24 protein-coding genes and 1 pseudogene are annotated in these 25,517 nt (G+C 62.4%); 18 read left to right on the plus strand and 7 right to left on the minus strand.

Annotated elements, in window-relative coordinates; translation table 11 throughout:
- Positions 1–230: 230 nt before the first annotated feature.
- The 10 genes from lptF (at position 231) to tadA (ending at position 10,768) form a co-directional block, all read left to right on the plus strand.
- Positions 231–1,349, plus strand: a complete 1,119-nt coding sequence (lptF, locus tag J3D60_RS26915) for an LPS export ABC transporter permease LptF (protein WP_027604666.1) — start codon at positions 231–233, stop codon at positions 1,347–1,349.
- Positions 1,342–2,421: an LPS export ABC transporter permease LptG gene (gene lptG, locus J3D60_RS26920; RefSeq protein WP_065938634.1), complete on the plus strand. Its 1,080-nt coding sequence runs from the start codon at positions 1,342–1,344 to the stop codon at positions 2,419–2,421. Before lptF ends, lptG begins: the two co-directional genes overlap by 8 nt.
- A 152-nt stretch (positions 2,422–2,573) precedes the next feature.
- Positions 2,574–4,373, plus strand: a complete 1,800-nt coding sequence (gene lepA, locus J3D60_RS26925) for a translation elongation factor 4 (RefSeq protein ID WP_027604664.1) — start codon at positions 2,574–2,576, stop codon at positions 4,371–4,373.
- A gap of 5 nt (positions 4,374–4,378) precedes the next feature.
- A complete protein-coding gene (gene lepB, locus J3D60_RS26930; protein ID WP_027604663.1) occupies positions 4,379–5,233 on the plus strand; it encodes a signal peptidase I in 855 nt (284 codons plus the stop codon).
- 147 nt (positions 5,234–5,380) lie between these two features.
- Positions 5,381–6,070, plus strand: a complete 690-nt coding sequence (rnc, locus tag J3D60_RS26935; protein WP_027604662.1) for a ribonuclease III — start codon at positions 5,381–5,383, stop codon at positions 6,068–6,070.
- A complete protein-coding gene (gene era / locus J3D60_RS26940) occupies positions 6,063–6,965 on the plus strand; it encodes a GTPase Era (RefSeq protein WP_027604661.1) in 903 nt (300 codons plus the stop codon). Before rnc ends, era begins: the two co-directional genes overlap by 8 nt.
- A gap of 142 nt (positions 6,966–7,107) precedes the next feature.
- The gene (gene recO, locus J3D60_RS26945; RefSeq protein ID WP_065938635.1) at positions 7,108–7,797 is read left to right on the plus strand and encodes a DNA repair protein RecO; all 690 of its coding nucleotides are present in this window, start codon (positions 7,108–7,110) and stop codon (positions 7,795–7,797) included.
- Positions 7,798–7,848: 51 nt separating this feature from the next.
- Positions 7,849–8,592, plus strand: a complete 744-nt coding sequence (gene pdxJ, locus J3D60_RS26950) for a pyridoxine 5'-phosphate synthase (RefSeq protein WP_253493406.1) — start codon at positions 7,849–7,851, stop codon at positions 8,590–8,592.
- Positions 8,593–8,888: 296 nt separating this feature from the next.
- Positions 8,889–10,271, plus strand: coding sequence for a multicopper oxidase family protein (locus tag J3D60_RS26955; RefSeq protein ID WP_253493407.1), 1,383 nt, complete (start codon positions 8,889–8,891; stop codon positions 10,269–10,271).
- On the plus strand, positions 10,271–10,768 hold the full coding sequence (gene tadA, locus J3D60_RS26960) for a tRNA adenosine(34) deaminase TadA (RefSeq protein WP_065938636.1): 498 nt from the start codon (positions 10,271–10,273) through the stop codon (positions 10,766–10,768). The genes J3D60_RS26955 and tadA overlap by 1 nt, the downstream gene beginning before the upstream one ends.
- Positions 10,769–10,801: 33 nt before the next feature.
- Here the strand turns inward: tadA and cmoB are convergent, their stop codons facing one another.
- The 6 genes from cmoB to J3D60_RS26990 all read right to left on the minus strand — a co-directional run bounded on the left by cmoB (position 10,802) and on the right by J3D60_RS26990 (position 17,302).
- Entirely contained in the window at positions 10,802–11,758 is a 957-nt protein-coding gene (cmoB, locus tag J3D60_RS26965) for a tRNA 5-methoxyuridine(34)/uridine 5-oxyacetic acid(34) synthase CmoB (RefSeq protein WP_065938637.1), read from the minus strand.
- Entirely contained in the window at positions 11,755–12,498 is a 744-nt protein-coding gene (gene cmoA / locus J3D60_RS26970; RefSeq protein ID WP_253493408.1) for a carboxy-S-adenosyl-L-methionine synthase CmoA, read from the minus strand. Before cmoA ends, cmoB begins: the two co-directional genes overlap by 4 nt.
- Before the next feature lie 35 nt (positions 12,499–12,533).
- Entirely contained in the window at positions 12,534–13,190 is a 657-nt protein-coding gene (locus tag J3D60_RS26975; RefSeq protein WP_253493410.1) for a lysoplasmalogenase, read from the minus strand.
- A gap of 1 nt (position 13,191) precedes the next feature.
- Complete coding sequence (locus J3D60_RS26980; RefSeq protein ID WP_092487281.1) at positions 13,192–13,581, minus strand: protease inhibitor I42 family protein; 390 nt, start codon at positions 13,579–13,581, stop codon at positions 13,192–13,194.
- Positions 13,582–13,771: 190 nt separating this feature from the next.
- Entirely contained in the window at positions 13,772–16,192 is a 2,421-nt protein-coding gene (lon, locus tag J3D60_RS26985; RefSeq protein ID WP_027604652.1) for an endopeptidase La, read from the minus strand.
- A 120-nt stretch (positions 16,193–16,312) separates the two neighbouring features.
- Entirely contained in the window at positions 16,313–17,302 is a 990-nt protein-coding gene (locus tag J3D60_RS26990; RefSeq protein ID WP_253493412.1) for a GntR family transcriptional regulator, read from the minus strand.
- A gap of 336 nt (positions 17,303–17,638) precedes the next feature.
- On the opposite strand from J3D60_RS26990, the gene J3D60_RS26995 reads away from it, so the two are divergent.
- Entirely contained in the window at positions 17,639–18,970 is a 1,332-nt protein-coding gene (locus tag J3D60_RS26995; RefSeq protein ID WP_253493413.1) for an amidase, read from the plus strand.
- Between the two features lie 11 nt (positions 18,971–18,981).
- Positions 18,982–19,860, plus strand: coding sequence for a polysaccharide deacetylase (locus tag J3D60_RS27000; protein WP_003234086.1), 879 nt, complete (start codon positions 18,982–18,984; stop codon positions 19,858–19,860).
- On the opposite strand, the pseudogene J3D60_RS27005 reads toward J3D60_RS27000, so the two are convergent.
- A pseudogene (locus tag J3D60_RS27005) lies at positions 19,861–19,956 on the minus strand (outer membrane lipoprotein carrier protein LolA); the annotation flags it as partial. It lies immediately after the preceding gene.
- A gap of 44 nt (positions 19,957–20,000) precedes the next feature.
- On the opposite strand from J3D60_RS27005, the gene J3D60_RS27010 reads away from it, so the two are divergent.
- From J3D60_RS27010 to J3D60_RS27035, 6 genes are all read left to right on the plus strand, one after another.
- Positions 20,001–21,341, plus strand: coding sequence for an MFS transporter (locus tag J3D60_RS27010; RefSeq protein ID WP_065938643.1), 1,341 nt, complete (start codon positions 20,001–20,003; stop codon positions 21,339–21,341).
- Positions 21,342–21,351: 10 nt separating this feature from the next.
- A complete protein-coding gene (locus J3D60_RS27015; RefSeq protein WP_065938644.1) occupies positions 21,352–22,113 on the plus strand; it encodes an SDR family NAD(P)-dependent oxidoreductase in 762 nt (253 codons plus the stop codon).
- Positions 22,114–22,170: 57 nt separating this feature from the next.
- On the plus strand, positions 22,171–22,920 hold the full coding sequence (locus J3D60_RS27020; RefSeq protein WP_065938645.1) for an SDR family NAD(P)-dependent oxidoreductase: 750 nt from the start codon (positions 22,171–22,173) through the stop codon (positions 22,918–22,920).
- 13 nt (positions 22,921–22,933) lie between these two features.
- On the plus strand, positions 22,934–23,236 hold the full coding sequence (locus J3D60_RS27025; RefSeq protein WP_065938646.1) for a hypothetical protein: 303 nt from the start codon (positions 22,934–22,936) through the stop codon (positions 23,234–23,236).
- A 111-nt stretch (positions 23,237–23,347) separates the two neighbouring features.
- The gene (locus J3D60_RS27030; protein WP_253493414.1) at positions 23,348–24,322 is read left to right on the plus strand and encodes a GTP-binding protein; all 975 of its coding nucleotides are present in this window, start codon (positions 23,348–23,350) and stop codon (positions 24,320–24,322) included.
- The gene (locus tag J3D60_RS27035; RefSeq protein WP_253493415.1) at positions 24,319–25,491 is read left to right on the plus strand and encodes a PotD/PotF family extracellular solute-binding protein; all 1,173 of its coding nucleotides are present in this window, start codon (positions 24,319–24,321) and stop codon (positions 25,489–25,491) included. The genes J3D60_RS27030 and J3D60_RS27035 overlap by 4 nt, the downstream gene beginning before the upstream one ends.
- The last annotated feature ends 26 nt before the right edge of the window (positions 25,492–25,517 follow it).

Consider the following 25,517-nt stretch of genomic DNA (forward strand, 5'->3'; position numbering starts at 1 on the left):
GCTTGGCGGCTGTGTAAACCGCCAGCGACAAAGGCCGCAGTTTGAACCTCGCCGGCGGAGCCTGACAACCCTTGCCACCAGCTTTGTGCGTGCGCATGAGGTTGCGCAGTGACAGGCGCGGTCAATCACAGGATAATGCGCCATCTTTTTAGCCGGCCCGGTGCAAACGGGCTGACTCGGTATGCTTGCTTGTTTGGCCGCCTTAGCCTGACAACCCTGGAGTGTCTGGTTTGATCGTCTTCCGTTATCTGTCCCGCGAAGTCCTGTTGACCCTGAGTGCCGTGAGTGCGGTCCTGCTGGTCATCATCATGAGTGGTCGTTTCGTCAAATACCTGGCCCAGGCTGCCTCCGGCGCCCTGGACCCAGGCTCGCTGTTCCTGATCATGGGCTTTCGCCTGCCGGGATTCTTGCAACTGATCCTGCCGCTGGGCCTGTTCCTCGGCATCCTGCTTGCCTACGGCCGCTTGTACCTTGAAAGTGAAATGACCGTGCTCTCGGCCACCGGCATGAGCCAGCAGCGCCTGCTCGGCATGACCATGATTCCGGCGGCCGGCGTTGCGCTGATCGTGGCCTGGCTGAGCCTGAGCCTGGCTCCCCAGGGCGCCATGCAGTTCCAGCTGGTGCTGAACAAGCAGGACGCGATGACCGAGTTCGATACCCTCGAGCCGGGCCGTTTCCAGGCACTCAATGACGGCTCACGGGTGACTTACACGGAAACCTTGACCGACGACCGCGCCAACCTGGGCGGTGTGTTCATCTCCGAGAAACGGTTTGGCCAGGACAAGAAAGACCGGGGCATTTCCGTACTGGTGGCCGATTCGGGCCGTCAGGAAGTGCGTCCTGACGGCAGCCGCTACCTGATCCTGGAAAATGGCTATCGCTATGATGGCAGTCCAGGCATGGCCGACTATCGCGCGATCAAGTACGACACCTATGGCGTGATGCTGGCCCGCCCGGACATCAGCGACGAAGTCACCGACCGCGACGCTATCCCCACGGCGGACCTGCTCGGCAGCAAGGAGCTGCGCTCCATCGCCGAGCTGCAATGGCGGATTTCCCTGCCGCTGCTGGTGTTTATCGTGACCCTGATGGCCGTGCCGCTGTCGCGCGTCAACCCGCGCCAGGGCCGTTTCCTCAAGCTGTTGCCGGCGATCCTGCTGTACATGGCTTACCTCACCATCCTGATTTCCGCCCGTGGCTCCCTGGAGAAAGGCAAGCTGTCGCCGGTCCTGGGCCTGTGGTGGGTGCACGGCATGTTCCTGGTGATCGGCCTGGGGCTGCTGTATTGGGAGCCTATTCGTTTGAAAATGATGAGCCGTCGTGGCCAGAAGGAGTTGGCTCGTGGCTAAGCTCGATCGCTACATTGGTAGCAGCGTCCTGATCGCCATCCTGGCGGTACTGGGCATTATCCTGGGCCTGGCCTCGTTGTTCGCCTTCATCGATGAAGTCGGCAACGTCAGCGACACCTATACCGTATGGGACGTGCTCAGCTACGTGGCACTCACCGCGCCGCGTCGTCTCTACGACATGATGCCGATGGCCGCGTTGATCGGTTGCCTGATCGGCCTGGGCAGCCTGGCCAGCAACAGCGAACTGACCATCATGCGCGCCGCCGGTGTGTCCATCGGGCGTATCGTCTGGGCGGTCATGAAGCCAATGCTGCTGCTGATGCTGTGCAGCGTGCTGATCGGTGAATACGTCGCGCCGCCGGCCGAAACCACCGCCCAGGCCAATCGCGCCCTGGCCCAGGGCTCGGGCGATGCACAAAGCGCCAAGCATGGCCTGTGGCACCGCCAGGGTGATGAGTTCATCCACATCAACGCCGTGCAGCCGGGCGGGCTGTTGATCGGTGTGACGCGCTACACGTTCGACAAGGAACGTCACATGCTGTCGTCCAGTTTCGCCAAACGCGCGCAGTACAGCAGCGAAAAGTGGCAACTGACCGACGTCACCACGACTTACTTCCGCAATGTCGGCCAAGGCACCAAGGCCAGCACCGAAGTGATCAATGTGCCAAGTGAAGAGTGGGATATCGCCCTCAAGCCGGAACTGCTCAATACGGTGGTGATGATCCCCGAAAGCCTGCCGATCTCCGGGTTGTGGGGCTATATCCACTACCTGAAGGATCAAGGCTTGAATAACGGTCGTTACTGGCTGGCATTTTGGGTCAAGGTGTTGCAGCCGGTGGTGACCGCCGCACTGGTGTTGATGGCGATCTCGTTCATCTTCGGTCCCTTGCGCTCCGTGACCCTCGGTCAGCGGGTATTCACGGGCGTGCTGGTCGGTTTCACCTTCCGCATTGCCCAGGACCTGCTCGGCCCGTCGAGCCTGGTGTTCGGGTTCTCGCCACTGTTTGCAGTGCTGGTGCCGACGGCCATCTGCGCCCTGGCCGGCTTCTGGCTGCTGCGCCGAGCGGGCTGATAGCGCACCGATGGATAAAAAAATGCCCCGCTCGGATGAGTGGGGCATTTTTGTTCTGGTCAGCAAAGATGACGCCCGGCCTGAGCATCAGGTACAATTCCCGGCTATTTTTCAGCGGGCAATCTGCCTGCAGCCTTTTTGAGTGTTGATCCGTGAGTGATTTGAGTCATATCCGCAATTTCTCCATCATCGCCCACATTGACCATGGTAAGTCGACGCTGGCCGATCGATTCATCCAGATGTGCGGCGGCCTTGCCGAGCGTGAAATGGAAGCCCAGGTGCTGGACTCCATGGACCTCGAACGCGAGCGCGGGATCACCATCAAGGCCCACAGCGTTACCCTGTACTACACCGCCAAAGACGGTATCAAGTACCAGCTGAACTTCATTGACACCCCGGGCCACGTTGACTTCACCTATGAAGTCAGCCGCTCCCTGGCGGCCTGCGAAGGTGCGCTGCTGGTGGTGGACGCGGGCCAGGGCGTTGAAGCCCAGTCCGTGGCCAACTGCTACACCGCCATCGAGCAAGGCCTGGAAGTCATGCCGGTGCTGAACAAGATCGACCTGCCACAGGCCGATCCGGACCGGGTAAAGGAAGAAATCGAAAAAATCATCGGCATTGACGCCACCGACGCCGTCGAGTGCAGCGCCAAGACCGGCCTGGGCGTCGACGAAGTGCTCGAGCGCCTGGTCAAGACCATCCCAGCCCCCACCGGCAACTACGAAGATCCGCTGCAAGCGTTGATCATCGACTCCTGGTTCGACAACTACCTGGGGGTTGTCTCCCTGGTACGCGTGCGCCACGGCCGTGTGAAGAAGGGCGACAAGATCCTGGTCAAGTCCACCGGCAAGATCCACCTGGTGGACAGCGTCGGTGTATTCAACCCCAAGCACACCGCGACCACTGATCTGAAAGCCGGTGAAGTAGGCTTCATCATCGCCGGTATCAAGGACATTCACGGTGCGCCGGTGGGTGACACCCTGACCTTGAGCTCCACCCCTGACGTCGACGTGCTGCCGGGCTTCAAACGCATCCAGCCGCAGGTCTACGCCGGCCTGTTCCCGGTCAGCTCCGACGACTTCGAAGACTTCCGCGAAGCCCTGCAAAAGCTGACCCTCAACGACTCGTCGTTGCAGTACACCCCGGAAAGCTCCGACGCCCTGGGCTTCGGCTTCCGCTGCGGCTTCCTCGGCATGCTGCACATGGAAATCATCCAGGAGCGCCTGGAGCGCGAGTACGACCTGGACCTGATCACCACGGCGCCGACGGTTATTTTCGAGCTGCTGCTCAAAAACGGTGAAACGATTTACGTCGACAACCCGTCCAAGCTCCCAGACCTGTCTTCCATCGAAGACATGCGCGAACCGATCGTGCGGGCCAATATCCTTGTGCCGCAGGAACACCTGGGCAACGTCATTACCCTGTGTATCGAAAAGCGTGGCGTGCAGCACGACATGCTGTTCCTCGGTACCCAGGTGCAAGTGACCTACGATTTGCCGATGAACGAAGTGGTCCTGGACTTCTTTGACCGTCTCAAATCCACCAGTCGCGGCTATGCTTCGCTGGATTACCATTTCGACCGTTACCAATCGGCTAATCTGGTGAAACTGGATGTGCTGATCAACGGCGACAAGGTCGATGCCCTGGCACTGATCGTGCACAAGGACAACGCGCACTACAAAGGTCGCCAGTTGACCGAAAAGATGAAAGAACTGATTCCGCGCCAGATGTTCGACGTCGCGATCCAGGCCGCCATTGGCGGGCAGATCATTGCGCGAACCTCCGTCAAGGCACTCAGAAAGAACGTACTGGCCAAATGCTACGGTGGCGACGTCAGCCGTAAGCGCAAGCTGCTTGAGAAGCAAAAGGCCGGTAAAAAACGCATGAAGCAAGTGGGCAACGTGGAAATTCCACAAGAAGCCTTCCTTGCGGTGCTCAGGTTGGATAGTTAGGTCCTATGTCGCTAAATTTCCCGCTGTTGCTGGTCATCGCCGTTGCCGTTTGCGGTCTCCTGGCGTTGCTCGATCTGGTGTTCTTCGCCCCGCGTCGGCGGGCGGCTATCGCGTCCTATCAGGGCAGCGTCAGCCAGCCCGATGGCATGGTGATCGAGAAGCTGAACAAAGAGCCTTTGCTGGTTGAATACGGCAAGTCGTTCTTCCCGGTGTTGTTCATCGTGCTGGTGCTGCGCTCGTTCCTGGTGGAACCGTTTCAGATCCCGTCGGGCTCGATGAAACCTACCCTGGACGTGGGCGACTTCATCCTGGTGAACAAGTTTTCCTACGGGATTCGCCTGCCGGTGATCGACAAGAAGGTCATCGAAGTCGGTGATCCGCAGCGCGGCGATGTGATGGTGTTCCGCTACCCGAGCGACCCGAACGTCAACTACATCAAGCGTGTGGTAGGCCTGCCGGGCGACGTGATTCGCTACACCAGCGACAAGCGCCTGTTCATCAACGGCGAGTCGGTGGCCGAGAAGCTGATCGGTTCCGAACCGAACAGCCTGGGCAGTGCCGAGCTGTACCAGGAAAAACTCGGTGCGGTAGAGCATGAAATCCGCAAGGAAATGAGCCGCTACCGCGCCATGCCTGATGGCGAGTGGAAAGTGCCGGCCGGGCACTACTTCATGATGGGCGACAACCGCGACAACTCCAATGACAGCCGTTACTGGGATGACCCCAGCATTCCCAAGGACCTGCTGGGCATGGTTCCCGACCAGAATATCGTCGGCAAGGCCTTTGCGGTCTGGATGAGCTGGCCGGAACCCAAGCTCAGCCACCTGCCGAACTTCTCGCGGGTCGGGCTGATCAAGTAATACAAGCGGCGCTGTGCACACAGCGCCGAATGCTTTTCTGGGGCTTGGACATTTTCCGTCCCCGTGCAATACCAACCAGGATTTGAATTTGAACACTGCGTCAATCGTCGATGGCCGCCGGTGCCACCACACAGATATGGGTAAACCGTGACCGTTTCTCTAAGTCGTCTCGAGCGCCAGCTCGGCTACACCTTCAAGGATCAGGAATTGATGGTCCTTGCCCTCACACACCGCAGCTTTGCAGGGCGTAATAACGAACGCCTGGAATTCCTCGGTGATGCCATCCTCAATTTCGTCGCCGGTGAAGCCCTGTTCGAGCGCTTTCCCCAAGCCCGTGAAGGTCAGCTGTCGCGTTTGCGCGCACGCCTGGTAAAGGGCGAGACCCTGGCCGTACTGGCCCGTGGTTTTGGCCTGGGTGAGTACCTGCGCCTCGGCTCCGGTGAGTTGAAGAGCGGCGGGTTCCGCCGTGAGTCGATCCTGGCCGATGCGCTTGAGGCGTTGATCGGCGCGATCTACCTCGATGCAGGCATGGAAGCGGCCAAGGAGCGCGTCACCGCGTGGCTGACTTCCGAGATCGAAAGCCTCACGCTGGTCGACACCAACAAGGATCCGAAGACCCGCCTGCAGGAATTCCTGCAATCGCGCGGTTGCGACCTGCCACGCTACGAAGTGGTGGATATCCAGGGTGAGCCCCATTGCCGCGTGTTCTTCGTGGAATGTGAAATCACCTTACTGAATGAAAAAAGCCGAGGTCAGGGTGTGAGCCGTCGTATTGCCGAACAGGTAGCGGCCGCTGCAGCACTGATTGCCCTGGGCGTGGAGAATGGCCATGACTGATTCAACCGCAACACGCTGTGGCTATGTTGCCATCGTCGGCCGCCCGAACGTGGGCAAGTCCACGCTGCTGAACCACATCCTCGGCCAGAAGCTTGCAATCACCTCGCGCAAGCCGCAGACCACCCGCCACAACATGCTGGGCATCAAGACCGAAGGCAGCGTGCAAGCGGTCTACGTCGACACCCCGGGCATGCACAAGGGCGGCGAGAAAGCCCTTAACCGCTATATGAACAAAACGGCCTCGGCGGCGTTGAAAGACGTCGACGTGGTGATCTTCGTGGTCGACCGCACCAAGTGGACCGACGAAGACCAGATGGTCCTCGAGCGTGTGCAGTACGTCACCGGCCCTTTGATCGTCGCGTTGAACAAGACCGATCGTATCGAAGACAAAGCCGAGCTGATGCCGCACCTGAGCTGGCTGCAGGAGCAACTGCCGAACGCCCAGATCATGCCGATCTCGGCCCAGCACGGGCACAACCTCGAAGCCCTGGAGCGCGTGATCGCCGGTTACCTGCCGGAGAACGAGCACTTCTTCCCGGAAGACCAGATCACCGACCGCAGCAGCCGTTTCCTCGCCGCCGAACTGGTGCGTGAGAAAATCATGCGCCAGATGGGCGCCGAGCTGCCGTACCAGATCACTGTTGAAATCGAAGAGTTCAAGCAGCAGGGCAAGACCCTGCATATCCATGCGCTGATCCTCGTCGAACGTGACGGCCAGAAGAAAATCATCATCGGCGACAAGGGCGAGCGCATCAAACGCATCGGCACCGAAGCGCGCAAGGACATGGAATTGCTGTTCGATTCCAAGATCATGCTTAACCTGTGGGTGAAGGTTAAGGGTGGTTGGTCCGATGATGAGCGTGCGTTGCGCTCCCTTGGCTACGGCGACCTGTAAGGGCACCGTAGGGCAAAAAATGTGGGAGGGGGCTTGCCCCCGATAGCAGTGGGTCAGTTAATAGATAAGTGACTGAACCACCGCCATCGGGGGCAAGCCCCCTCCCACATTAGGTTTGTGTTGTTTTCAAGATAGAGAACCCATGTCCCAATCCCCACCCACCAGCCAACTCGCCTATGTGCTGCACAGCCGCGCCTACCGCGAGACCAGCGCCCTGGTGGATTTCCTCACGCCCCAAGGCCGCCTGCGCGCGGTGTTGCGCAGCGCGCGGGGCAAGGCGGGGACATTGGCGCGCCCCTTCGTGGCGTTGGACGTGGAGTTTCGCGGCAAGGGCGAATTGAAGAACGTCGGCCGCCTGGAAAGCGTCGGCACTTCCGCCTGGCTCAATGGCGATGCACTGTTCAGCGGCCTCTACCTTAATGAACTGCTGATCCGCCTGTTGCCCGCCGAAGACCCGCACCCGGCGGTCTTCGATCACTACGCCGCCACCTTGCTGGCCCTGGCCGAGGGCCGCCCCCTGGAGCCGCTGTTGCGCGCCTTCGAATGGCGCCTGCTTGACGACCTGGGCTACGGCTTCGAACTGAACAACGACCTGCACGGCGACCCCATCGCCGCCGACGGCATGTACCGCCTTCAGGTGGATGCGGGTCTGGAACGTGTGTACCTGCTGCAACCGGGCCTGTTCCAGGGCACCGAGCTGCTGGCCATGAGCGAGGCCGACTGGAGCGCACCCGGCGCCTTGTCCGCCGCCAAGCGCTTGATGCGCCAGGCCCTTGCCGTGCACTTGGGCGGACGGCCGCTGGTCAGTCGCGAGTTGTTTCGAAAGCCCTGACATCCCCGTGTATGCTGTGCAGCGTTTCTTCCCCTTTTCAGGAGCGCTTCCGTGACCACCAGCAATCGCATTCTTCTTGGCGTCAACATCGACCACGTCGCTACCCTGCGTCAGGCCCGGGGCACCCGTTACCCTGACCCGGTCAAGGCCGCGCTGGACGCCGAAGAAGCGGGGGCCGACGGCATCACCGTGCACCTGCGCGAAGACCGCCGCCACATCCAGGAGCGCGATGTGCTGCTGCTCAAGGACGTGCTGCAAACCCGCATGAACTTCGAGATGGGCGTCACCGAAGAAATGATGGCCTTCGCCGAGCGCATTCGCCCGGCGCACATCTGCCTGGTCCCGGAAACCCGCCAGGAACTGACCACTGAAGGCGGCCTCGACGTCGCCGGTCAGGAAGCGCGGATCAAGGCCGCGGTGGAGCGCCTGTCGAAGATCGGCAGCGAGGTCTCGCTGTTCATCGACGCCGACGAGCGCCAGATCGAAGCGTCCCGCCGTGTCGGCGCGCCGGCCATCGAACTGCACACCGGCCGTTACGCCGACGCCACCACACCGGCCGAAGTGGCGGATGAACTGCAGCGCATCATTGACGGTGTGAACTGCGGCCTCAATGAAGGCCTGATCGTCAATGCCGGCCACGGCCTGCACTATCACAACGTCGAAGCGGTGGCTGCGATCAAGGGCATCAACGAGCTGAACATCGGCCATGCGCTGGTGGCCCACGCGCTGTTCGTCGGTTTCAAAGGCGCGGTTGCCGAGATGAAGGCACTGATTCTGGCTGCTGCCAAGGCCTGATACCGCAGTGCAAGCTCTGCTGTGCTTCCTGTAGTGAGCGGACTTGCCCCGCGTTGGGCTGCGAAGCGGCCCTGAAACCTGCGATTCCGGTCTCCCTGACACCCGGCGGCGATTGAACTGCGGCTGCTGCGCAGCCCAACGCGGGGCAAGCCCGCTCACCACAAAAAGCGTGCTCGCCACGCGACCCAATGAAATCAGCAACTGCGGCAATGCGAAGCCTTACTGTTTAGCCAATGCAGGTGTATCGTATCTGCCCTTTGCAGGCCCTGTGCCTGCGGCAGATACGTGAGGTTGTTGTGTCCCGATCCTTTTCCCGTCGACAAATCCTGGGTGGTCTTGCAGGCCTGGCCGTAGTGGGCGTCGGCGCCGGTGGCGCCTACCGCTACTGGCTGGGGAAAGTCGCCGAAGCCGAAGCGGGGCATGATTACGAACTGATCGCCGCGCCGCTCGACGTAGAACTGGTGCCGGGGCACAAGACCCAGGCCTGGGCCTTCGGCCCTTCGGCACCGGGCACCGAGTTGCGCGTGCGCCAGGGTGAGTGGCTGCGGGTGCGCTTTATCAACCACTTGCCGGTCGCCACCACAATCCACTGGCACGGCATTCGCCTGCCGCTGGAAATGGACGGCGTGCCCTACGTCTCGCAATTGCCGGTGCTGTCCGGCGAATACTTCGACTACACGTTCCGCGTGCCCGACGCCGGCAGCTACTGGTATCACCCCCATGTGAACAGCAGCGAAGAACTCGGCCGCGGCCTGGTCGGCCCGCTGATCATCGAAGAACGCGAACCCACCGGGTTCAAACACGAACGCACCCTCAGCCTGAAGAGCTGGCATGTGGACGAAGAGGGCGCCTTTGTCGCCTTCAGCATTCCCCGTGAGGCCGCGCGCGGGGGCACGGCCGGGCGGTTGTCGACCATCAATGGCGTCTCCCAGGCGGTGATCGACCTGCCCGCCGGGCAGATCACCCGTGTGCGACTGCTCAACCTCGACAACACCCTGACCTATCGCATCAACATCCCCGACGTCGAAGCGCAGATCTACGCGCTGGACGGCAACCCCGTCGAACCACGCCCGCTGGGCAAGGAATATTGGCTGGGTCCGGGCATGCGTATCTGCCTCGCGATCAAGGCGCCGCCGGCGGGTGAAGAACTGTCGATCCGTAACGGCCCGGTGCGCCTGGGCACTTTCCGCTCAGTCGCCAACACCGACGCACCGACCGAATGGCCACCGGCATTGCCCGCCAACCCGATTGCCGAGCCGGACCTGGCCAATGCGGAGAAACTCAACTTCAATTTCGAGTGGGTCGGTTCAGTGTCGGTGAATGTCGATAATGGCAAGCCGCCGAGCCTCTGGCAGATCAACGGCCAGGCCTGGGACATCACCGACAAGACCTGCGCCGACCGCCCGATCGCCAAGCTGGAAAAAGGCAAGAGCTACATTTTCGAATTGAAGAACATGACCCAGTACCAGCACCCGATCCACCTGCACGGCATGAGCTTCAAGGTGATCGCCTCGAACCGCCACAAGGTGATCCCGTATTTCACCGACACTTACCTGCTGGGCAAGAACGAACGCGCCCGCGTGGCCTTGGTGGCGGATAACCCCGGGGTGTGGATGTTCCACTGCCACGTGATCGACCATATGGAAACCGGCCTGATGGCCGCTATCGAGGTGGCGTGATGCGCCAGTTTCGCCCCACGGCGATCATCGACCGCAGCCGCGACCAGGATTTCATGCGCGAAGCCCTGGCCCTTGCCGCCCAAGGCGCGGCGCTGGGGGAAGTGCCGGTGGGCGCGGTGCTGGTGCAGGACGGTGACATCATCGGTCGCGGCTTCAACTGCCCGATCAGCGGCAATGACCCCAGTGCCCATGCCGAAATGGTCGCCATCCGCGCCGCCGCGCAGGCTGTCAGCAACTACCGCCTGCCGGGCAGTACGCTGTACGTGACCCTGGAACCGTGCAGCATGTGCGCCGGGCTGATCGTGCATTCACGCATCGCGCGGGTGGTGTATGGCGCGTTGGAGCCGAAGGCGGGGGTTGTGCAAAGCCAGGGGCAGTTTTTTACCCAGGGCTTTCTGAACCATCGGGTGTTGTTTGAAGGCGGTGTGCTGGCCGAGGAGTGCGGCACGGTGTTGAGCGAATTCTTCAAGGCCCGTCGAGCCAAGCCCCCGCTCTAAAGAACACTTCATTTTTTCAGGGAGCTTGGGGGCTTACTTTTTAGCGATGATCACCGCCCGCATCGGTGCCGGCAGCCCTTCAATCGTCTTGCTGTGATCCTGCGGATCGAGGAAGTCGCTGAGGGATTGATACTTCATCCACTCCGTTCCGCGTTGTTCCTCCACCGTGGTCACGCTCACATCCACGCACCTCACATCACTGAACCCCGCACGCCGCAGCCACAGCATCAGTGCCGGCACCGACGGCAGGAACCACACGTTACGCATCTGCGCATAACGGTCTTCCGGCACCAGCACCTGTTGCTGGTCGCCTTCCACCACCAGGGTTTCCAGGACCAGTTCGCCGCCCTTGACCAGGGTGTCCTTCAGCGCCAGCAGATGTTCGATGGGCGAGCGGCGGTGATAGAACACCCCCATGGAAAACACCGTGTCGAAGCCTTCCAGGTTCGCCGGCAGGTCTTCAAACGGGAACGGCAGGTGCCAGGCCTTGGGTTCGGACAGGTAACGCTGTACGGCCTGGAACTGGCAGAAGAACAGCCAGTTCGGGTCGACGCCAATCACGCTGTCGGCCCCGGCGCCGAGCATGCGCCACATGTAATAGCCGTTGCCGCAACCGACATCGAGGATGCGTTTGCCTTTGAGGTCCAGGTGCGGGGCCACACGCGACCACTTCCAGTCCGAGCGCCATTCGGTGTCCACATGCACGCCGAACAGGTGGAACGGGCCCTTGCGCCACGGGCTCAAGCCCATCAGCGCGGTGTGCATCTGCGCGCGGGTGGCGTCGTCGCAATCGGTGTCCAGCACCAGGCCATTGAGCAAGTCGACTTCGCTGGGCTGGATCTTGGGCAGCGCGTCCAGGGCACTCTGCCAACGCTCCAGGTCGCCATGACCCTTTTCCATCTTGCTATCGAGCTGCGCTTGCAGGCCTTGGGCCCATACGGCCAGCGGGGTGCCGACCAGATGGCGGGCGAGGGGGGACAGATCAATCATGGCAAGGCAATCAACGAGGCAAAGTTAAGACACTGGAACCACGGCACGACTTTCGAGAACCCGGCCGCCAGCAGGCGTTCGCGGTGTTCTTCGAGGCTGTCGGGCTTCATGACGTTTTCGATGGCGCTACGCTTCTGGGCGATTTCCAGTTCGCTGTAGCCGTTGGCGCGTTTGAACGCGATATGCAGGTCGGTGAGCAGCGCATGTTCTTCCAGGTCGTTGAAGCGCAGCTTTTCCGAAAGGATCAATGCACCGCCGGGCAATAACGACTGGCGGATACGCCCGAGCAACGCCAGGCGCTCATCCGGGGCGATGAATTGCAGGGTGAAGTTCAACGCCACCACCGAGGCCGGTTGGAACTGCAACGCGAGGATGTCGCCCTCGATCACCTCGACCGGCAGCAGCTCCTGGAACATCGAGTCCTGGCCATTGAGGTATTCGCGGCAGCGCTCGACCATGGCCGTCGAGTTATCCACCGCGATCACTCGGCAACCGTCGGTGCGCACATGACGGCGCAAGGCCTGGGTCACCGCACCCAGGGACGAGCCCAGGTCGTAGAGCACGCTGTGCGGTTGGGCAAACTGCGCCGCAAGCACGCCGAGGTTTTCGACAATCGTCGGGTAACCGGGCACCGAACGCTTGATCATGTCCGGGAACACCCGCACCACGTCCTCGTTAAAGGCGAAGTCCGGCACCTGGGGCAGGGGCTGGGCGAATAGGCGATCGGGTTCTTTGCTCACGGTTGTTCCGGCGACGAAGGGGAAAGGCCGGCATTTTAGCCAAGTTGGCCCTCGTGTGCGCGGGTTGTCTGATGGAAAGCCGAGGCGGTGATGCCCCACTGTCCGAGCCAGTAGGTGACGATCAACAAATACGGCGCGGCGTCGAACGACAGCACAAACCGATTGATACCGATCAGCGTGTCGGAAAACACAAACGACACCGCGCCCGCGGCCGCCAGCAGCGCCGAGCGTTTCGGCACATCGCTGCCCACGCGTGCCAGCGCGCGCCAGAGCATGGCGCTGATCACCAGTGCGTAAATCACCACCGGTACCTGCAGTTCGCCAAGGCCGTGGGAGATCAGGATGCCCAGCAGGATCGCGCCCACGCCCAGCGCCAACGCCAACGGCAGCAGCGCCAGACGGCGGCAGTCGCTGCAATAGGCTTTGAGGTAGGCCAGGTGGGCAAACAGAAAGGCGCCAAGGCCGAAGATAAACAGGTCGCCCGGCCAGGCCAGCAACACATCGCCGACCAGGGAGAAAATCAGCCCGAGGCTGATCCAGCGTCGATAGTCGGTCGGCGGCGCATCATGCAGCCAACCCAGCAGCGCCAGGACCGGCAGCGGCTTGACCAGCAGGCACAGCAACGTGGCATGGGCGGTCAGGCCGTAGATAAAGGTGCCTGCGCCCATCAACGCAAGAATCAGCCATGGCATATCAGTTCACCGTAATGGCGCAATCGAAGGTCTCGGCGGGTTCGGCTTCCGGTTCCCAGGGTTGCTGGGAGGTCAGGCGCAACCGCCCCTGGCCGGCCGTGAATGCCTGGAAGCGCCAGGTGGACTGGCCACCGCCGCCGATCACACCGGATTCCGAGCTGCTGTACACCTCGGGGCTCAGCGCACGCAGTACGCCACCGGCGGAATCCTGGATGGCCCAGCGGTAGCCGGTGGTGGGGTTGCTTGGCAGGGTGAGGATCAGGTTTTGCCCGGTCTTGAGTTGCAGCGGGCAAGCGCCCTGTTCTTCCACGGTGACGTTTTGCTTCGGCGCACTGGCGCAGGCGGCGAGCAGGCAAAGGCTCAGGGGGAGAAGCAGGCGGGCAGCGGTCATGGAGGCTCCGTTGTTTGGCGACGAAGACCGAGCATAACCGAAGATAAGACAGGGTGTTACAAGCAGGATACAGGTTGCGGCCACTCACGCCATCGGGGGCAAGCCCCCTCCCACATGTTGATGTGTGAACACATTCAAGTGTGGGAGGGGGCTTGCCCCCGATGAGGCCAGTTCAGGCGCTAGCGCTCTATCAGAACAACACCTTCGCCACATCCGCAAAGCGCTTGGCAAAGTGCACGGTCATGCCTTCCTTCAGGTACTCCGGCAACTCTTCAAAACTGCCGCGATTGGGCTCCGGCAAAATCAGCTCGTGAATCTTCTGGCGGCGCGCCGCAATCACCTTCTCGCGTACTCCGCCAATCGGCAGCACATGCCCGGTCAACGTCAGTTCACCGGTCATGGCCACTCCTTTTTTCGGCGCTTGATTGCGCGCCAGGGACAGCAGCGCACTGGCCATGGTCACCCCGGCGCTCGGGCCGTCCTTCGGCGTGGCGCCTTCCGGTACGTGCAAGTGCACAAAGGCTTCGTCGAAGAACTTCGGATCGCCGCCAAACGACTTCAGGTTTGAGCTGATGTAGCTGTAGGCGATTTCGGCGGACTCTTTCATCACCTCACCCAACTGCCCGGTGAGCTTGAAGCCGCGATTGAGGGTGTGGATGCGGGTCGCCTCGATCGGCAACGTAGCGCCACCCATGCTGGTCCAGGCCAGGCCGGTGATCACACCGGTACCCGACAACACCTGTTCGTTGCGGAACACCGGCATGCCGAGGGAGCTTTCCAGGTCCTTGTTGCCGATCTTGATCACCGAGTTCGGCTCATCCAGCAGCTTGACCACCGCCTTGCGCACCAGTTTGCCCAGCTGTTTCTCCAGCTGGCGCACCCCGGCTTCCCGGGCGTAACCGTCGATCAGTGCGCGCAGGGCGCCGTCACTGATGCTCAGGCTGTTTTTCGAAACGCCGGCTTTTTCCAGCTGTTTTGGCCACAGGTGGCGTTTGGCGATGGCGACTTTTTCTTCGGTGATATAGCCCGACAGGCGAATCACTTCCATACGGTCCAGCAGCGGGCCGGGAATCGAGTCCAGGGTGTTGGCGGTGCACACGAACAGCACCTTGGACAGGTCCAGGCGCAGGTCCAGGTAGTGGTCGAGGAATTCGACGTTCTGCTCCGGGTCGAGGGTTTCCAGGAGTGCCGAAGCCGGGTCGCCCTGGAAGCTCTGGCCCATCTTGTCGATCTCGTCGAGCATGATCACCGGGTTCATCACTTCTACATCTTTAAGCGCCTGCACCAGCTTGCCCGGCAGGGCGCCGATGTAGGTGCGGCGATGGCCCTTGATCTCGGCCTCGTCGCGCATGCCGCCGACGCTGAAGCGATAGAACGGCCGCCCGAGGGACTCGGCGATGGACTTGCCCACGCTGGTCTTGCCCACGCCCGGCGGGCCCACCAGCAGCACGATGGAGCCAGCGACCTCGCCTTTATAGGCGCCCACCGCGAGGAACTCGAGGATGCGGCTCTTGATGTCATCCAGGCCGGCATGGTGCTTGTCCAGCACCTTGCGTGCGTGCTTGAGGTCGAGTTTGTCCTCGCCATACACGCCCCAGGGCACCGAGGTGGCCCAGTCCAGGTAATTGCGCGTGACGGCGTATTCCGGCGAGCCGGTTTCGAGGATCGACAGTTTGTTCAGTTCTTCATCGATACGTTTTTTCGCCTGGGCCGGCAGCACCTTGCCTTCCAGGCGTTGCTCGAACTGTTCGACGTCGGCGCTGCGGTCGTCCTTGGTCAAGCCCAGTTCTTGCTGGATGACCTTGAGCTGTTCCTTGAGGAAGAACTCGCGCTGGTGCTCGCCGATCTTGCGATTCACCTCGGCGGAGAGTTCTTTTTGCAGGCGCGCGACTTCCACCTCCTTGCGCAGCATCGGCAGGACTTTTTCCATGCGCTTGAGCATCGGCACGCAGTCCAGCACTTCCTGCAGCTCGTTCCCGGTGGCCGAGGTCAGCGCGGCGGCGAAGTCGGTGAGGGGCGACGGGTCGTTGGGGCTGAAGCGGTTGAGGTAGTTCTTCAGCTCTTCGCTGTACAGCGGGTTGAGCGGCAGCAGTTCCTTGATCGCATTGATCAGCGCCATGCCGTAGGCCTTGACCTCGTCGGTCGGCTCGCTGGGCTGGTGCGGGTATTCCACTTCCACCAGGTACGGTGGGCGGTGGTGCTTGAGCCAGGTCTTGATGCGCACGCGCGTCAGGCCCTGGGCGACGAATTGCAGCTTGCCGTTCTCGCGGCTGGCGTGGTGCACCTTCACCAGGGTGCCGTACAGCGGCAGGCTCGAGGTGTCGAAATGGCGCGGGTCTTCGGGTGGTGTGTCCATGAAGAACAAGGCCAGGGAGTGGTGGTCGGATTTGCTCACCAGCTCCAGGGTCTCGGCCCACGGTTCTTCGTTGACGATCACCGGCAGCACTTGCGCCGGGAAGAACGGCCGATTGTGGATCGGGATGATGTAGACCTTGTCCGGCAGGTTTTGCCCAGGCAGGGCCAGGCCGGTATTGGACGAAGGGGTTTCAGCGTTTTCGGGGTCGGCGTAATCGTTGAGGTCGTAATCAGGGAATTCTTGCTGGTCGCTCATGGGGCACCTGCATCAGGAAGTATGCAGCTTAGATGGGGCGGGGTAGCAGTGGTTTCAATGGTGGGGGTGAGATAGCAACATATTGCAGGAAATTACTGCGGCGACATTGGTCAATATGGGTCAGCTGATTTTGTGGAGGTAGGCGGGGAGTGGCTGTTCTGGCAGCACCGAGAGCACTTTCAGGCGCTGCAACATCCGCTGCCGGGCCCGTTGCAGATGCTCGCGCAGGTTCAACGCCGCGGCATCGAATGCGCCATGCAGCAGCAGCTCCAGAATCAAGCGATGTTCGGCAAGCATCGCCGGATCGGCGCCGATCCCCAGCAATCGGTAAAAAATCCGGCTGATGATCATCGGGCTCTGGCCCTGGCGAATCAGCGCGGCAATTTTGCGGTTCTGCAGGCCGGCCAGGCAGCGCTGGTGCAGGTCCTCTTCGATCTGCTCGATGGCTTCCAGGCTGCACTGGGGGCTGTCCTGGGCATCCAGCACGCGCTGCAGCATAGCCTCCAGCATGTCGCGGTCGAGGTTCGGGGCACTCTGGCGCAGGGCTTCGGGTTCCAGGCAGGCGCGCAGTTCGTAATCTTCGGTGACTTCCCGCGCGGTCAGGGGCCCCGCCAGCCATTGGGAATAGGGCTCTTTTTCCACCAGGCCGCGGTCGCGCAGGCGCATCAGCGCTTCACGCACCACCGCGCGGCTGACGCCGTAGTGGTCGGCGGCGGCTTGCTCATCCAGGCGGTAATGGCCAAAGGCGATACAGGTGGACAGCGCCGCGCCGATTTCCTCGACGATGCGCTCGCCCAACGGCCGGGTGTCCACCAGTTCGGCCTCGCCATTGAGGCCCAGGTGCGCATGGCTCAAGGGCAGGCGCAACGGCTCCATGGCCAGGCCTTCGGGGTTGATCAGGTAGCCGCGGCCGTTGAAGCGGCAGATCAAGCCTTCAGCGTGCAGCAGGTCCAGCGCCTTGCGCACCGGCACGCGGCTGGTGCCGAACAGCTCGGCCAGGGGCGCTTCCAGCAATACCAGGCCATGGCGGGCGGTGCCATTGACGATCGCGTCGTGCAACACCTGGTGAATCATCGCGTAACGGGAGGCCGAGGCGGACACTGCTTTCATCGATTTCTCAAAGGCATGTAGGACGATGGCCGGGGATTCTCTCATAAGTTGCGCCTGTCACTCTGCGCCACGTCGGTGGCACTTTTTTGGGGCCTGGAATGTAGGAATGTTACTTTCTGCACCAAAATGGACTTATTAATAAAAGATACATTATTTCATTGGAGGCGCTTCGCAAGCGTGGCGCCCGTTTTTTTTCCTCCGATCAACACCATCTATCCCGTAGCTCTGGGTAAAAATGCGTAATCGCGACACGAGCGCTACGCAGAGACTGGCACGAAAGCTGCCTTTGTAAAACGTACATTTTATTAATATGTACGTTTTATGAGGTTTCCCGTTATGTCAGACGCCACTTCACTGGCCGAGGACTTCGCCAGCGGTCGCAGCGACCCGGTGCAAGCCCTTGAGCAGGCACTCGATCAAGCGAGCCGCTCGACCAGCGTATTTATTGCCCTGACCGCCGAACGCGCCCGCCGTGAAGCCGAAGCGTCCGCCGCCCGGTGGCGTGCCGGCCAGCCCTTGAGTGTGTTCGATGGCGTACCCCTGGCCTGGAAAGACCTGTTCGACGTAGCCGGCAGCATCACCACCGCCGGTGCCGCCTACCGCCGCACTGCGCCCGCCGCGTTGCTCGATGCTCCCAGCGTGGGCCTGTTGTGCCGTGCCGGGATGGTCAGCGTCGGCAAGACCAACCTCAGCGAACTGGCCTATTCCGGTTTGGGCCTGAACCCGCATTTCGGCACGCCGCACAATCCCCATGGCACGGACCAGGCACGCATTCCCGGCGGCTCGTCGTCCGGTTCGGCGGTGGCGGTCGCGGCCGGTATCGTGCCGATCGCCATGGGCACCGACACCGCAGGCTCCATCCGCATTCCGGCAGCGCTCAACGGCCTGGTGGGTTACCGCAGCAGCAGCCGACGCTACAGCCGCGACGGTGTGTTTCCCCTGGCCCGTTCCCTCGACAGCCTTGGCCCGTTGACCCGCAGCGTGCGCGATGCCTTGGCCATCGACGACCTGCTCCATGGCCGTGCCCGGCAGCACAGTGCCCGCCGCCTGAAAGGGCAGCGTTTTGTGTTGGAACAAGGCGTGCTGGCCGACGTGGAGCCTGCGGTGCGCAACAACCTGCTGCGCGCCGTTGAGCGACTGAAGGCCGAAGGTGCGCTGATTGAAGAGCGTGAAAGCACCCCGTTCCAGGCCACCCTGGACCTGATCAAGCACCAAGGCTGGCTCGGCGCGTTCGAAGCCTTCGCCTTGCACCAGGCCCTGCTCGACAGTGCTGACGCCGAGCACCTCGACCCCCGCGTGCGCCGCCGCCTTGAAGCCGCGCGCGGATTGCCGGCCAGCCAGTTGATCCACCTGACCGACGCACGTCGCCGCCTGCAACAGCAACTGCTCGACGCGCTTGACGGCGCGGTCCTGATCACCCCCACCGTCGCCCATGTCGCCCCGGCGTTGGCACCGCTTGAGGCCGATGACGAACTGTTCGTCAAAACCAACCTCGCCACCCTGCGCCTGACCATGCCCGGCAGCTTTCTCGACATGCCAGGCGTCAGCTTACCCAGCGGTCGCGATGCCCAGGGCCTGCCCACCGGGCTGCTGCTCAGCGCCCCGAGCGGAGAAGACGCGCGGCTGTTGCGCGCGGCCTTGTCCGTCGAATCCGTCCTCAACCTTTAAGGAGAAACACCATGGCTAAAGACATCCTCTGTGCATTTGGCGTCGACGTCGACGCCGTCGCCGGCTGGCTCGGTTCCTACGGCGGCGAAGACTCGCCCGACGACATCTCCCGCGGCCTGTTCGCCGGTGAAATCGGCGCGCCGCGCCTGCTCAAACTGTTCGAACGCTACGGCCTGCGCACCACCTGGTTTATCCCCGGCCACTCGATGGAGACCTTCCCCGAGCAGATGAAGGCCGTGGCCGACGCCGGCCACGAAATCGGCGTGCATGGCTACAGCCACGAAAACCCGATTGCGATGACCGCCGAGCAGGAAGAAATCGTCCTCGATAAATCCATCGAGTTGATCACCCAAGTCACCGGCAAACGCCCCACCGGCTACGTCGCGCCGTGGTGGGAATTCAGCAAGGTCACCAACGAGCTGTTGCTGAAAAAAGGCATCAAGTACGACCACAGCCTGATGCACAACGACTTCCACCCCTACTACGTGCGCAAGGGCGACAGCTGGACCAAGATCGACTACAGCCAGCACCCCGACACCTGGATGAAACCCCTGGTGCGCGGCGAAGAAACCGACCTGGTAGAGATCCCGGCCAACTGGTATCTCGACGACCTGCCGCCGATGATGTTCATCAAGAAAGCCCCCAACAGCCACGGCTTCGTCAACCCGCGCCACCTCGAAGAAATGTGGCGCGACCAGTTCGACTGGGTCTACCGCGAGCACGAACACGCGGTGTTCACCATGACCATCCACCCCGACGTGTCCGGCCGCCCGCAAGTGCTGCTGATGCTCGAGCGCTTGATCGAACACATCCAGAGCCATGCCGGCGTGCGCTTTGTCACCTTCGACGAAATCGCCGACGACTTTATCCGCCGCCAACCGCGTACCTGACCCCAACCCTGTAGGAGCGAGCTTGCTCGCGAAAAGCCTGAGAGCACCGCGTGCATTCAGGATGCCCGCGTCATCGTTGACGATTTTCGCGAGCAAGCACGCTCCTACAGAAAGCCCACTCCACCTCCCGAGGCGCGATTATGTCCATCTACAACAAGCTTGACCTGACTGGCTGGAAACCCCGGCAACTGACGTCCCAGGAAGTGCGCTTCGCCACCTGGATCGCGTTTTTCGCCTGGGTGTTTGCGGTGTATGACTTCATCCTGTTCGGCACCTTGCTGCCGGAGATCGGCCGGCACTTTGGCTGGGGTGAAGTGGAGCAGGCTGAAATCGCGACCTGGGTGGCGGTGGGTACCGCCGTGGTCGCCTTGGCCATCGGGCCGATCGTCGACAAGCTGGGGCGACGCAAAGGGATTATTTTCACCGTGGCCGGTTCCGCACTGTGCTCGGCGCTGACCGCCATTGGCGGCGCGTGGGGCAAGTCGCCGCTGATTCTGATCCGTTCGCTGGGCGGCCTGGGGTATGCCGAAGAAACCGTCAACGCCACTTATTTGACCGAGCTGTATGGCGCCTCGGAAGACCCGCGCCTGACCAAGCGCCGCGGCTTCATCTACAGCCTGGTGCAGGGCGGCTGGCCGGTCGGTGCGTTGATCGCCGCCGGCTTGACCGCGCTGTTGCTGCCGATCATCGGCTGGCAAGGGTGCTTCATCTTCGCCGCGATCCCGGCCATCGTCATCGCGATCATGGCGCGCAAGCTCAAGGAGAGCCCGCAATTCCAGATCCACCAGCGCATCAGCCAACTGCGTAAAAGCGGTGCGGTGACCGAAGCGCAAAACGTTGCCGTGACCTACGGCGTGGACTACGACGAACACAGCAAGGCCGGCCTCAAGGCGGCCTTCCGTGGCCCGGCCCGTCGCGCCACCCTGGTGATCGGCGCTGCGCTGCTGCTCAACTGGGCAGCGATCCAGGTGTTCAGCGTGCTCGGCACCTCGGTGATCGTCAGCGTGCACCACATTTCGTTCGAGAACTCGCTGATCATCCTCGTGCTGTCGAACCTGGTGGGTTACTGCGGCTACCTCAGCCACGGCTGGATGGGCGACAAGATCGGCCGCCGCAATGTGATCGGCCTGGGCTGGATGCTCGGCGGCCTGGCGTTTGCCGGCATGCTGTTTGGCCCAAGCAATATGCCGATGGTGGTCGGGCTGTACAGCCTGGGCCTGTTCTTCCTGATCGGGCCGTACTCGGCGGCGCTGTTCTTTATCAGTGAAAGTTTCCCCACCAGCATCCGCGCCACCGGCGGCGCGATCATCCATGCCATGGGCCCGATTGGTGCCGTGGTCGCGGGCTTTGGTGCGACCCAGGTGTTGTCCGCCGGCAGTGACTGGCAGACCGCCGCGCTGTGGTTCGGCGCGCTGCCATGCTTCTTGTCCGGCGCGCTGATGTTTGCCGCACGCCATGTGCGTCCGGAAACCGTTCAGTAAGGAGAATGTGATGAGCCGTAAAGTTGCCCTGATTACCGGTGCCGCCAGTGGCATCGGCCAAGCCCTCGCCGTGGCCTATGCACGTTGTGGCGTGGCGGTGGTGGGCGGGTATTACCCGGCCGATCCCCACGACCCGGGCACCACCGTGTCGTTGGTGGAAGAGGCGGGGGGCGAGTGCCTGATGTTGCCGCTGGACGTGGGCGATACCGCCTCGGTGGACGCCCTCGCCGAGCAGGCGGTACAGCATTTCGGCCGGCTGGATTACGCGGTGGCCAACGCCGGTTTGCTGCGCCGTGCGCCGCTGCTGGAAATGACCGACGAGTTATGGAACGAGATGCTCAATGTCGACCTGACCGGGGTGATGCGTACCTTCCGCGCGGCGACGCGGCATATGAACGAAGGCGGCGCGCTGGTGGCGATCTCTTCGATTGCCGGCGGCGTGTATGGCTGGCAGGACCACAGCCACTACGCGGCGGCCAAGGCCGGTGTGCCGGGCTTGTGCCGTTCGCTGGCGGTGGAACTGGCGCCCCTGGGCATTCGCTGCAATGCGGTGATCCCGGGGTTGATCGAGACGCCGCAGTCGCTGGATGCGAAGAACTCGCTGGGGCCGGAAGGTCTGGCAAAGGCTGCTCGAGCGATTCCGTTGGGGCGGGTAGGGCGCGCGGATGAAGTGGCGTCGTTGGTGCAGTTCTTGACCAGTGAAGCGTCGAGTTATTTGACCGGGCAGAGCATCGTCATCGATGGCGGCCTCACCGTGCGCTGGCCTGACTGACTGATGTACTCAATCCAAATGTGGGAGAGGGCTGTGTTTGCTTCAGGAGATTTTCATATGCCTCAACTAGATAACCGCCGTGCCGTGATCACCGGTGCCGGCAGCGGCATCGGTGCCGCCATCGCCCGCGCCTATGCCGTTGAAGGCGCGCGGCTGTTACTGGCCGACCGCAACCCCGCCAGCCTCGCCGAAACCGCGACCGCCTGCCGTAACCTGGGCGCCGAGGTGGTCGAGTGCGTGGCCGATGTGGGCACGGTGGAAGGTGCCCAGGCCAGTGTCGACCGATGCGTCGAACATTTCGGCGGCATCGATATCCTGGTCAACAATGCCGGGATGCTCACCCAGGCGCGTTGCGTCGACCTGTCCATCGAGATGTGGAACGACATGCTGCGCGTCGACCTCACCAGTGTGTTCGTCGCCAGTCAGCGCGCCTTGCCGCATATGTTGGCGCAACGCTGGGGACGGATCATCAACGTGGCGTCGCAACTGGGCATCAAGGGCGGTGCCGAACTCACCCACTACGCGGCCGCCAAGGCCGGGGTCATCGGTTTTACCAAGTCCCTGGCCCTGGAAGTGGCCAAGGACAATGTGCTGGTCAACGCCATCGCTCCCGGCCCGATCGAGACGCCGTTAGTGGGCGGTATCAGCGCCGACTGGAAGCGCGCCAAGGCCGCTGAATTGCCCTTGGGACGCTTCGGCCTGGCGGATGAAGTGGCGCCCACCGCCGTGCTGCTGGCCAGCGAGCCGGGCGGCAACCTGTTCGTCGGTCAGACTCTGGGCCCGAACTCCGGCGATGTCATGCCATGAGCGGGGTGTAGCCATGTGCGGACTCTGCGGACTGCTCGGCGAAGACCTGCACTGGAGTGATCCCCTGGGCGATGAACTGCCCAGGCGCCGCGAACGCCTGCGCCGTATCGCCGCGATCAACCAGGTGCTGGCGGTGTTCCGGCTCAAGGTCGAAGACTTCCAGGGTGCGTCTTATCTGCTGTTGGGCGCCACCGGTAAACAGGCACTGGCGAGCGGCTTGGATCAACTCTGGCAGGCGGCTGAAACCATGCTCGGCCGGCCTTTGGATCCCCTTGATCCGCGTCTACTTGATCACCTGGAAAACACCCCACTGTAGGAGCGAGCTTGCTCGCGAAAAACGTCAACGATAACGCGTGTTGTCTGGATGTACGTGGCGCTCTCGGGTTTTTCGCGAGCAAGCTCGCTCCTACCGGGCGTGGAGGTAAATATGAGCATTGCTCTAAATGTGATCACCGGCTTTCTCGGCAGCGGCAAGACCACCTTGCTCCAGCGCCTGCTGCAAGGCGAAAGCCTGGGCGACACCGCGTTGCTGATCAACGAATTCGGCGATATCGGCATCGACCATCTGCTGGTGGAAGAGGTCGCGCCGAACACTGTGCTGCTGCCCAGCGGCTGCATTTGCTGCTCCATCCGTGGCGAGCTCAAGGACGCGTTGCTCGGCCTGTTGCAACGCCGCGAGCGCGGCGAAATTCCTGCGTTCAAACGGGTGATTCTCGAGACCACCGGCCTGGCCGACCCGGCCCCGATCCTCGCCACCTTGAACAACGATGTGCAACTGCGCGGGCGTTTTCATATCGGCCTGGTGGTGACGCTGGTCGATGCCAGCCACGCCGCGTTGCAGGAACGCCTGCACCCGGAATGGCTGGCCCAGGTTGCGGCCGCAGACCGTTTGCTACTGAGCAAGACTGATCTTGTGGATGACTGCGAATCGCTGCGTGCGCACCTGCAGGCGCTCAACGCCGGTACGCCGATCCTCGATACCCACGCCATCCACAGCGGCGACCAACTGTTGCTCGGCGAAGGCCTGCGCAGTGCCGAGCCCGCCCTGGAAGTCAGCCGCTGGCAATTGCACCAGACCACCAGCGCCACCCACGGTACGGCCCAGGTGTGCAGTATGACCTTCGACCGGCCGCTGGACTGGGTCGGCTTCGGGGTGTGGTTGTCGATGCTGTTAAGATGCCACGGCGAACGAATCCTTCGTGTCAAAGGACTGCTCAACGTGAACGCCAGTAACGCCCCCATCGTCATTCATGGCGTGCAGCATTGCCTGCATGCCCCGGTCCATCTGCCCGCCTGGCCAGGCACCGAGCGGCAATCGCGCCTGGTGTTTATCCTGCGCGGTCTCGACCCAGCGTTGCTGCGGCGTTCCTTTGAGGTGTTCTCACGGCGGTTCGCCGGATGATCACCTTACGGGTGCTCGGCACCTCGGTCACCCTGCTCGAATGCCTGCGGGTGCGCGCCGAACAGGAACTGGGCATTCGCCTCGTGTATCAGGTGCACGACGTCGAACAGGCCCAGCGCATTGCGGTGATGCAGCCCGACAGCTACGACCTCTACGACCAATGGTTTCATAACGTCGACTTCGTGTGGCCGGCCCGGGCGATCCAGCCCATCGACACGCGGCGCATCGCGTTGTGGCACGAGATCAACGACCTGCCCAAGCGCGGTCGGCTGTCGCCCAATGACCGCCTGGGCAGCGGCAGCGTGCCCAGCGAGCGCCTGTTCGTGCAGCACGACGGCAGCCTCGGCAGCACCGTCACCGAGCGCATCAGCATGCTGCCCTTGACCCACAATGCCGACAGCTTCGCCTACCGCCCCGAGCGCCTGCCCGAGGGGTTTTGCCACGGTAACGAAAGCTGGGGCTGGCTGCTGGACCCGGCCTGGCGCGCCCGCACGGCGCTGCAGAGCGATGCTGCCATCGGCGCCCTGGATGCTGCGCTGGCGGTGCAGGGCGCGGGGCTGGCGCGCTTCAACGACATCGGCAATATGAGCATCGAAGAGATCGACGTGCTCGCCGATATTCTGGTGCGCAAGCAGAAGGAAGGGCATTTCGCCGCGTTTTGGTCCGACGATGAAGAGGCGGCGCAACTGATGCTCAGCCCGAGCATCGATATCCAGAGCCTGTGGTCGCCGACCTTGATGCGCCTGCACCGCGCCGGGGTGAAATACCGCCTGGCGGTGCCCCGCGAAGGCTATCGCGCCTGGTTCGGCGGCTTGTCATTGTCGCGCCATGCCCAGGGGCCGGTGCTGGACGCGGCCTACGCGTACCTCAATTGGTGGCTGTCCGGCTGGCCGGGCGCGGTGATGGCGCGCCAGGGTTACTACATCGGCAACCCGGCGCGCAGCCGTGATCACCTGAGCAGTGCCGAGTGGGATTACTGGTACGCCGGCAAGCCCGCGCGGGAGGAGTTGCACGGCAGCGACGGGTTGCCGTTGATCGATATCGGCGAGGTGCGCGATGGCGGCTCCTATGAGCAGCGTATGGGGCATATCGCGGTGTGGAACTCGGTCATGGATGAGCACAACTACCTGGTGCGGCGTTGGGGAGATTTCATGCGCGCCCGCAGCTGATAGGCGGATATGGCCAAGCGGTTGTC

It is taken from the genome of Pseudomonas sp. S3E17 (genome assembly GCF_024168685.1).
GTDB classification, from domain to species: Bacteria; Pseudomonadota; Gammaproteobacteria; order Pseudomonadales; family Pseudomonadaceae; genus Aquipseudomonas; species Aquipseudomonas marginalis.

Bases quoted from the DNA above. Each gene is read 5' to 3' on its own strand.
- J3D60_RS27030 (WP_253493414.1), top strand. From the start codon at position 23,348: ATGAGCATTGCTCTAAATGTGATCACCGGCTTTCTCGGCAGCGGCAAG.
- tadA (WP_065938636.1), top strand. From the start codon at position 10,271: ATGCGCCAGTTTCGCCCCACGGCGATCATCGACCGCAGCCGCGACCAG.
- J3D60_RS27025 (WP_065938646.1), top strand. From the start codon at position 22,934: ATGTGCGGACTCTGCGGACTGCTCGGCGAAGACCTGCACTGGAGTGAT.
- cmoB (WP_065938637.1), bottom strand. From the start codon at position 11,758: ATGATTGATCTGTCCCCCCTCGCCCGCCATCTGGTCGGCACCCCGCTG.
- lon (WP_027604652.1), bottom strand. From the start codon at position 16,192: ATGAGCGACCAGCAAGAATTCCCTGATTACGACCTCAACGATTACGCC.
- J3D60_RS27000 (WP_003234086.1), top strand. From the start codon at position 18,982: ATGGCTAAAGACATCCTCTGTGCATTTGGCGTCGACGTCGACGCCGTC.
- J3D60_RS26980 (WP_092487281.1), bottom strand. From the start codon at position 13,581: ATGACCGCTGCCCGCCTGCTTCTCCCCCTGAGCCTTTGCCTGCTCGCC.
- J3D60_RS26975 (WP_253493410.1), bottom strand. From the start codon at position 13,190: ATGCCATGGCTGATTCTTGCGTTGATGGGCGCAGGCACCTTTATCTAC.
- J3D60_RS27035 (WP_253493415.1), top strand. From the start codon at position 24,319: ATGATCACCTTACGGGTGCTCGGCACCTCGGTCACCCTGCTCGAATGC.
- J3D60_RS27015 (WP_065938644.1), top strand. From the start codon at position 21,352: ATGAGCCGTAAAGTTGCCCTGATTACCGGTGCCGCCAGTGGCATCGGC.
- lepB (WP_027604663.1), top strand. From the start codon at position 4,379: ATGTCGCTAAATTTCCCGCTGTTGCTGGTCATCGCCGTTGCCGTTTGC.
- J3D60_RS27020 (WP_065938645.1), top strand. From the start codon at position 22,171: ATGCCTCAACTAGATAACCGCCGTGCCGTGATCACCGGTGCCGGCAGC.
- era (WP_027604661.1), top strand. From the start codon at position 6,063: ATGACTGATTCAACCGCAACACGCTGTGGCTATGTTGCCATCGTCGGC.
- J3D60_RS27010 (WP_065938643.1), top strand. From the start codon at position 20,001: ATGTCCATCTACAACAAGCTTGACCTGACTGGCTGGAAACCCCGGCAA.
- J3D60_RS26990 (WP_253493412.1), bottom strand. From the start codon at position 17,302: ATGAAAGCAGTGTCCGCCTCGGCCTCCCGTTACGCGATGATTCACCAG.
- J3D60_RS26995 (WP_253493413.1), top strand. From the start codon at position 17,639: ATGTCAGACGCCACTTCACTGGCCGAGGACTTCGCCAGCGGTCGCAGC.
- recO (WP_065938635.1), top strand. From the start codon at position 7,108: ATGTCCCAATCCCCACCCACCAGCCAACTCGCCTATGTGCTGCACAGC.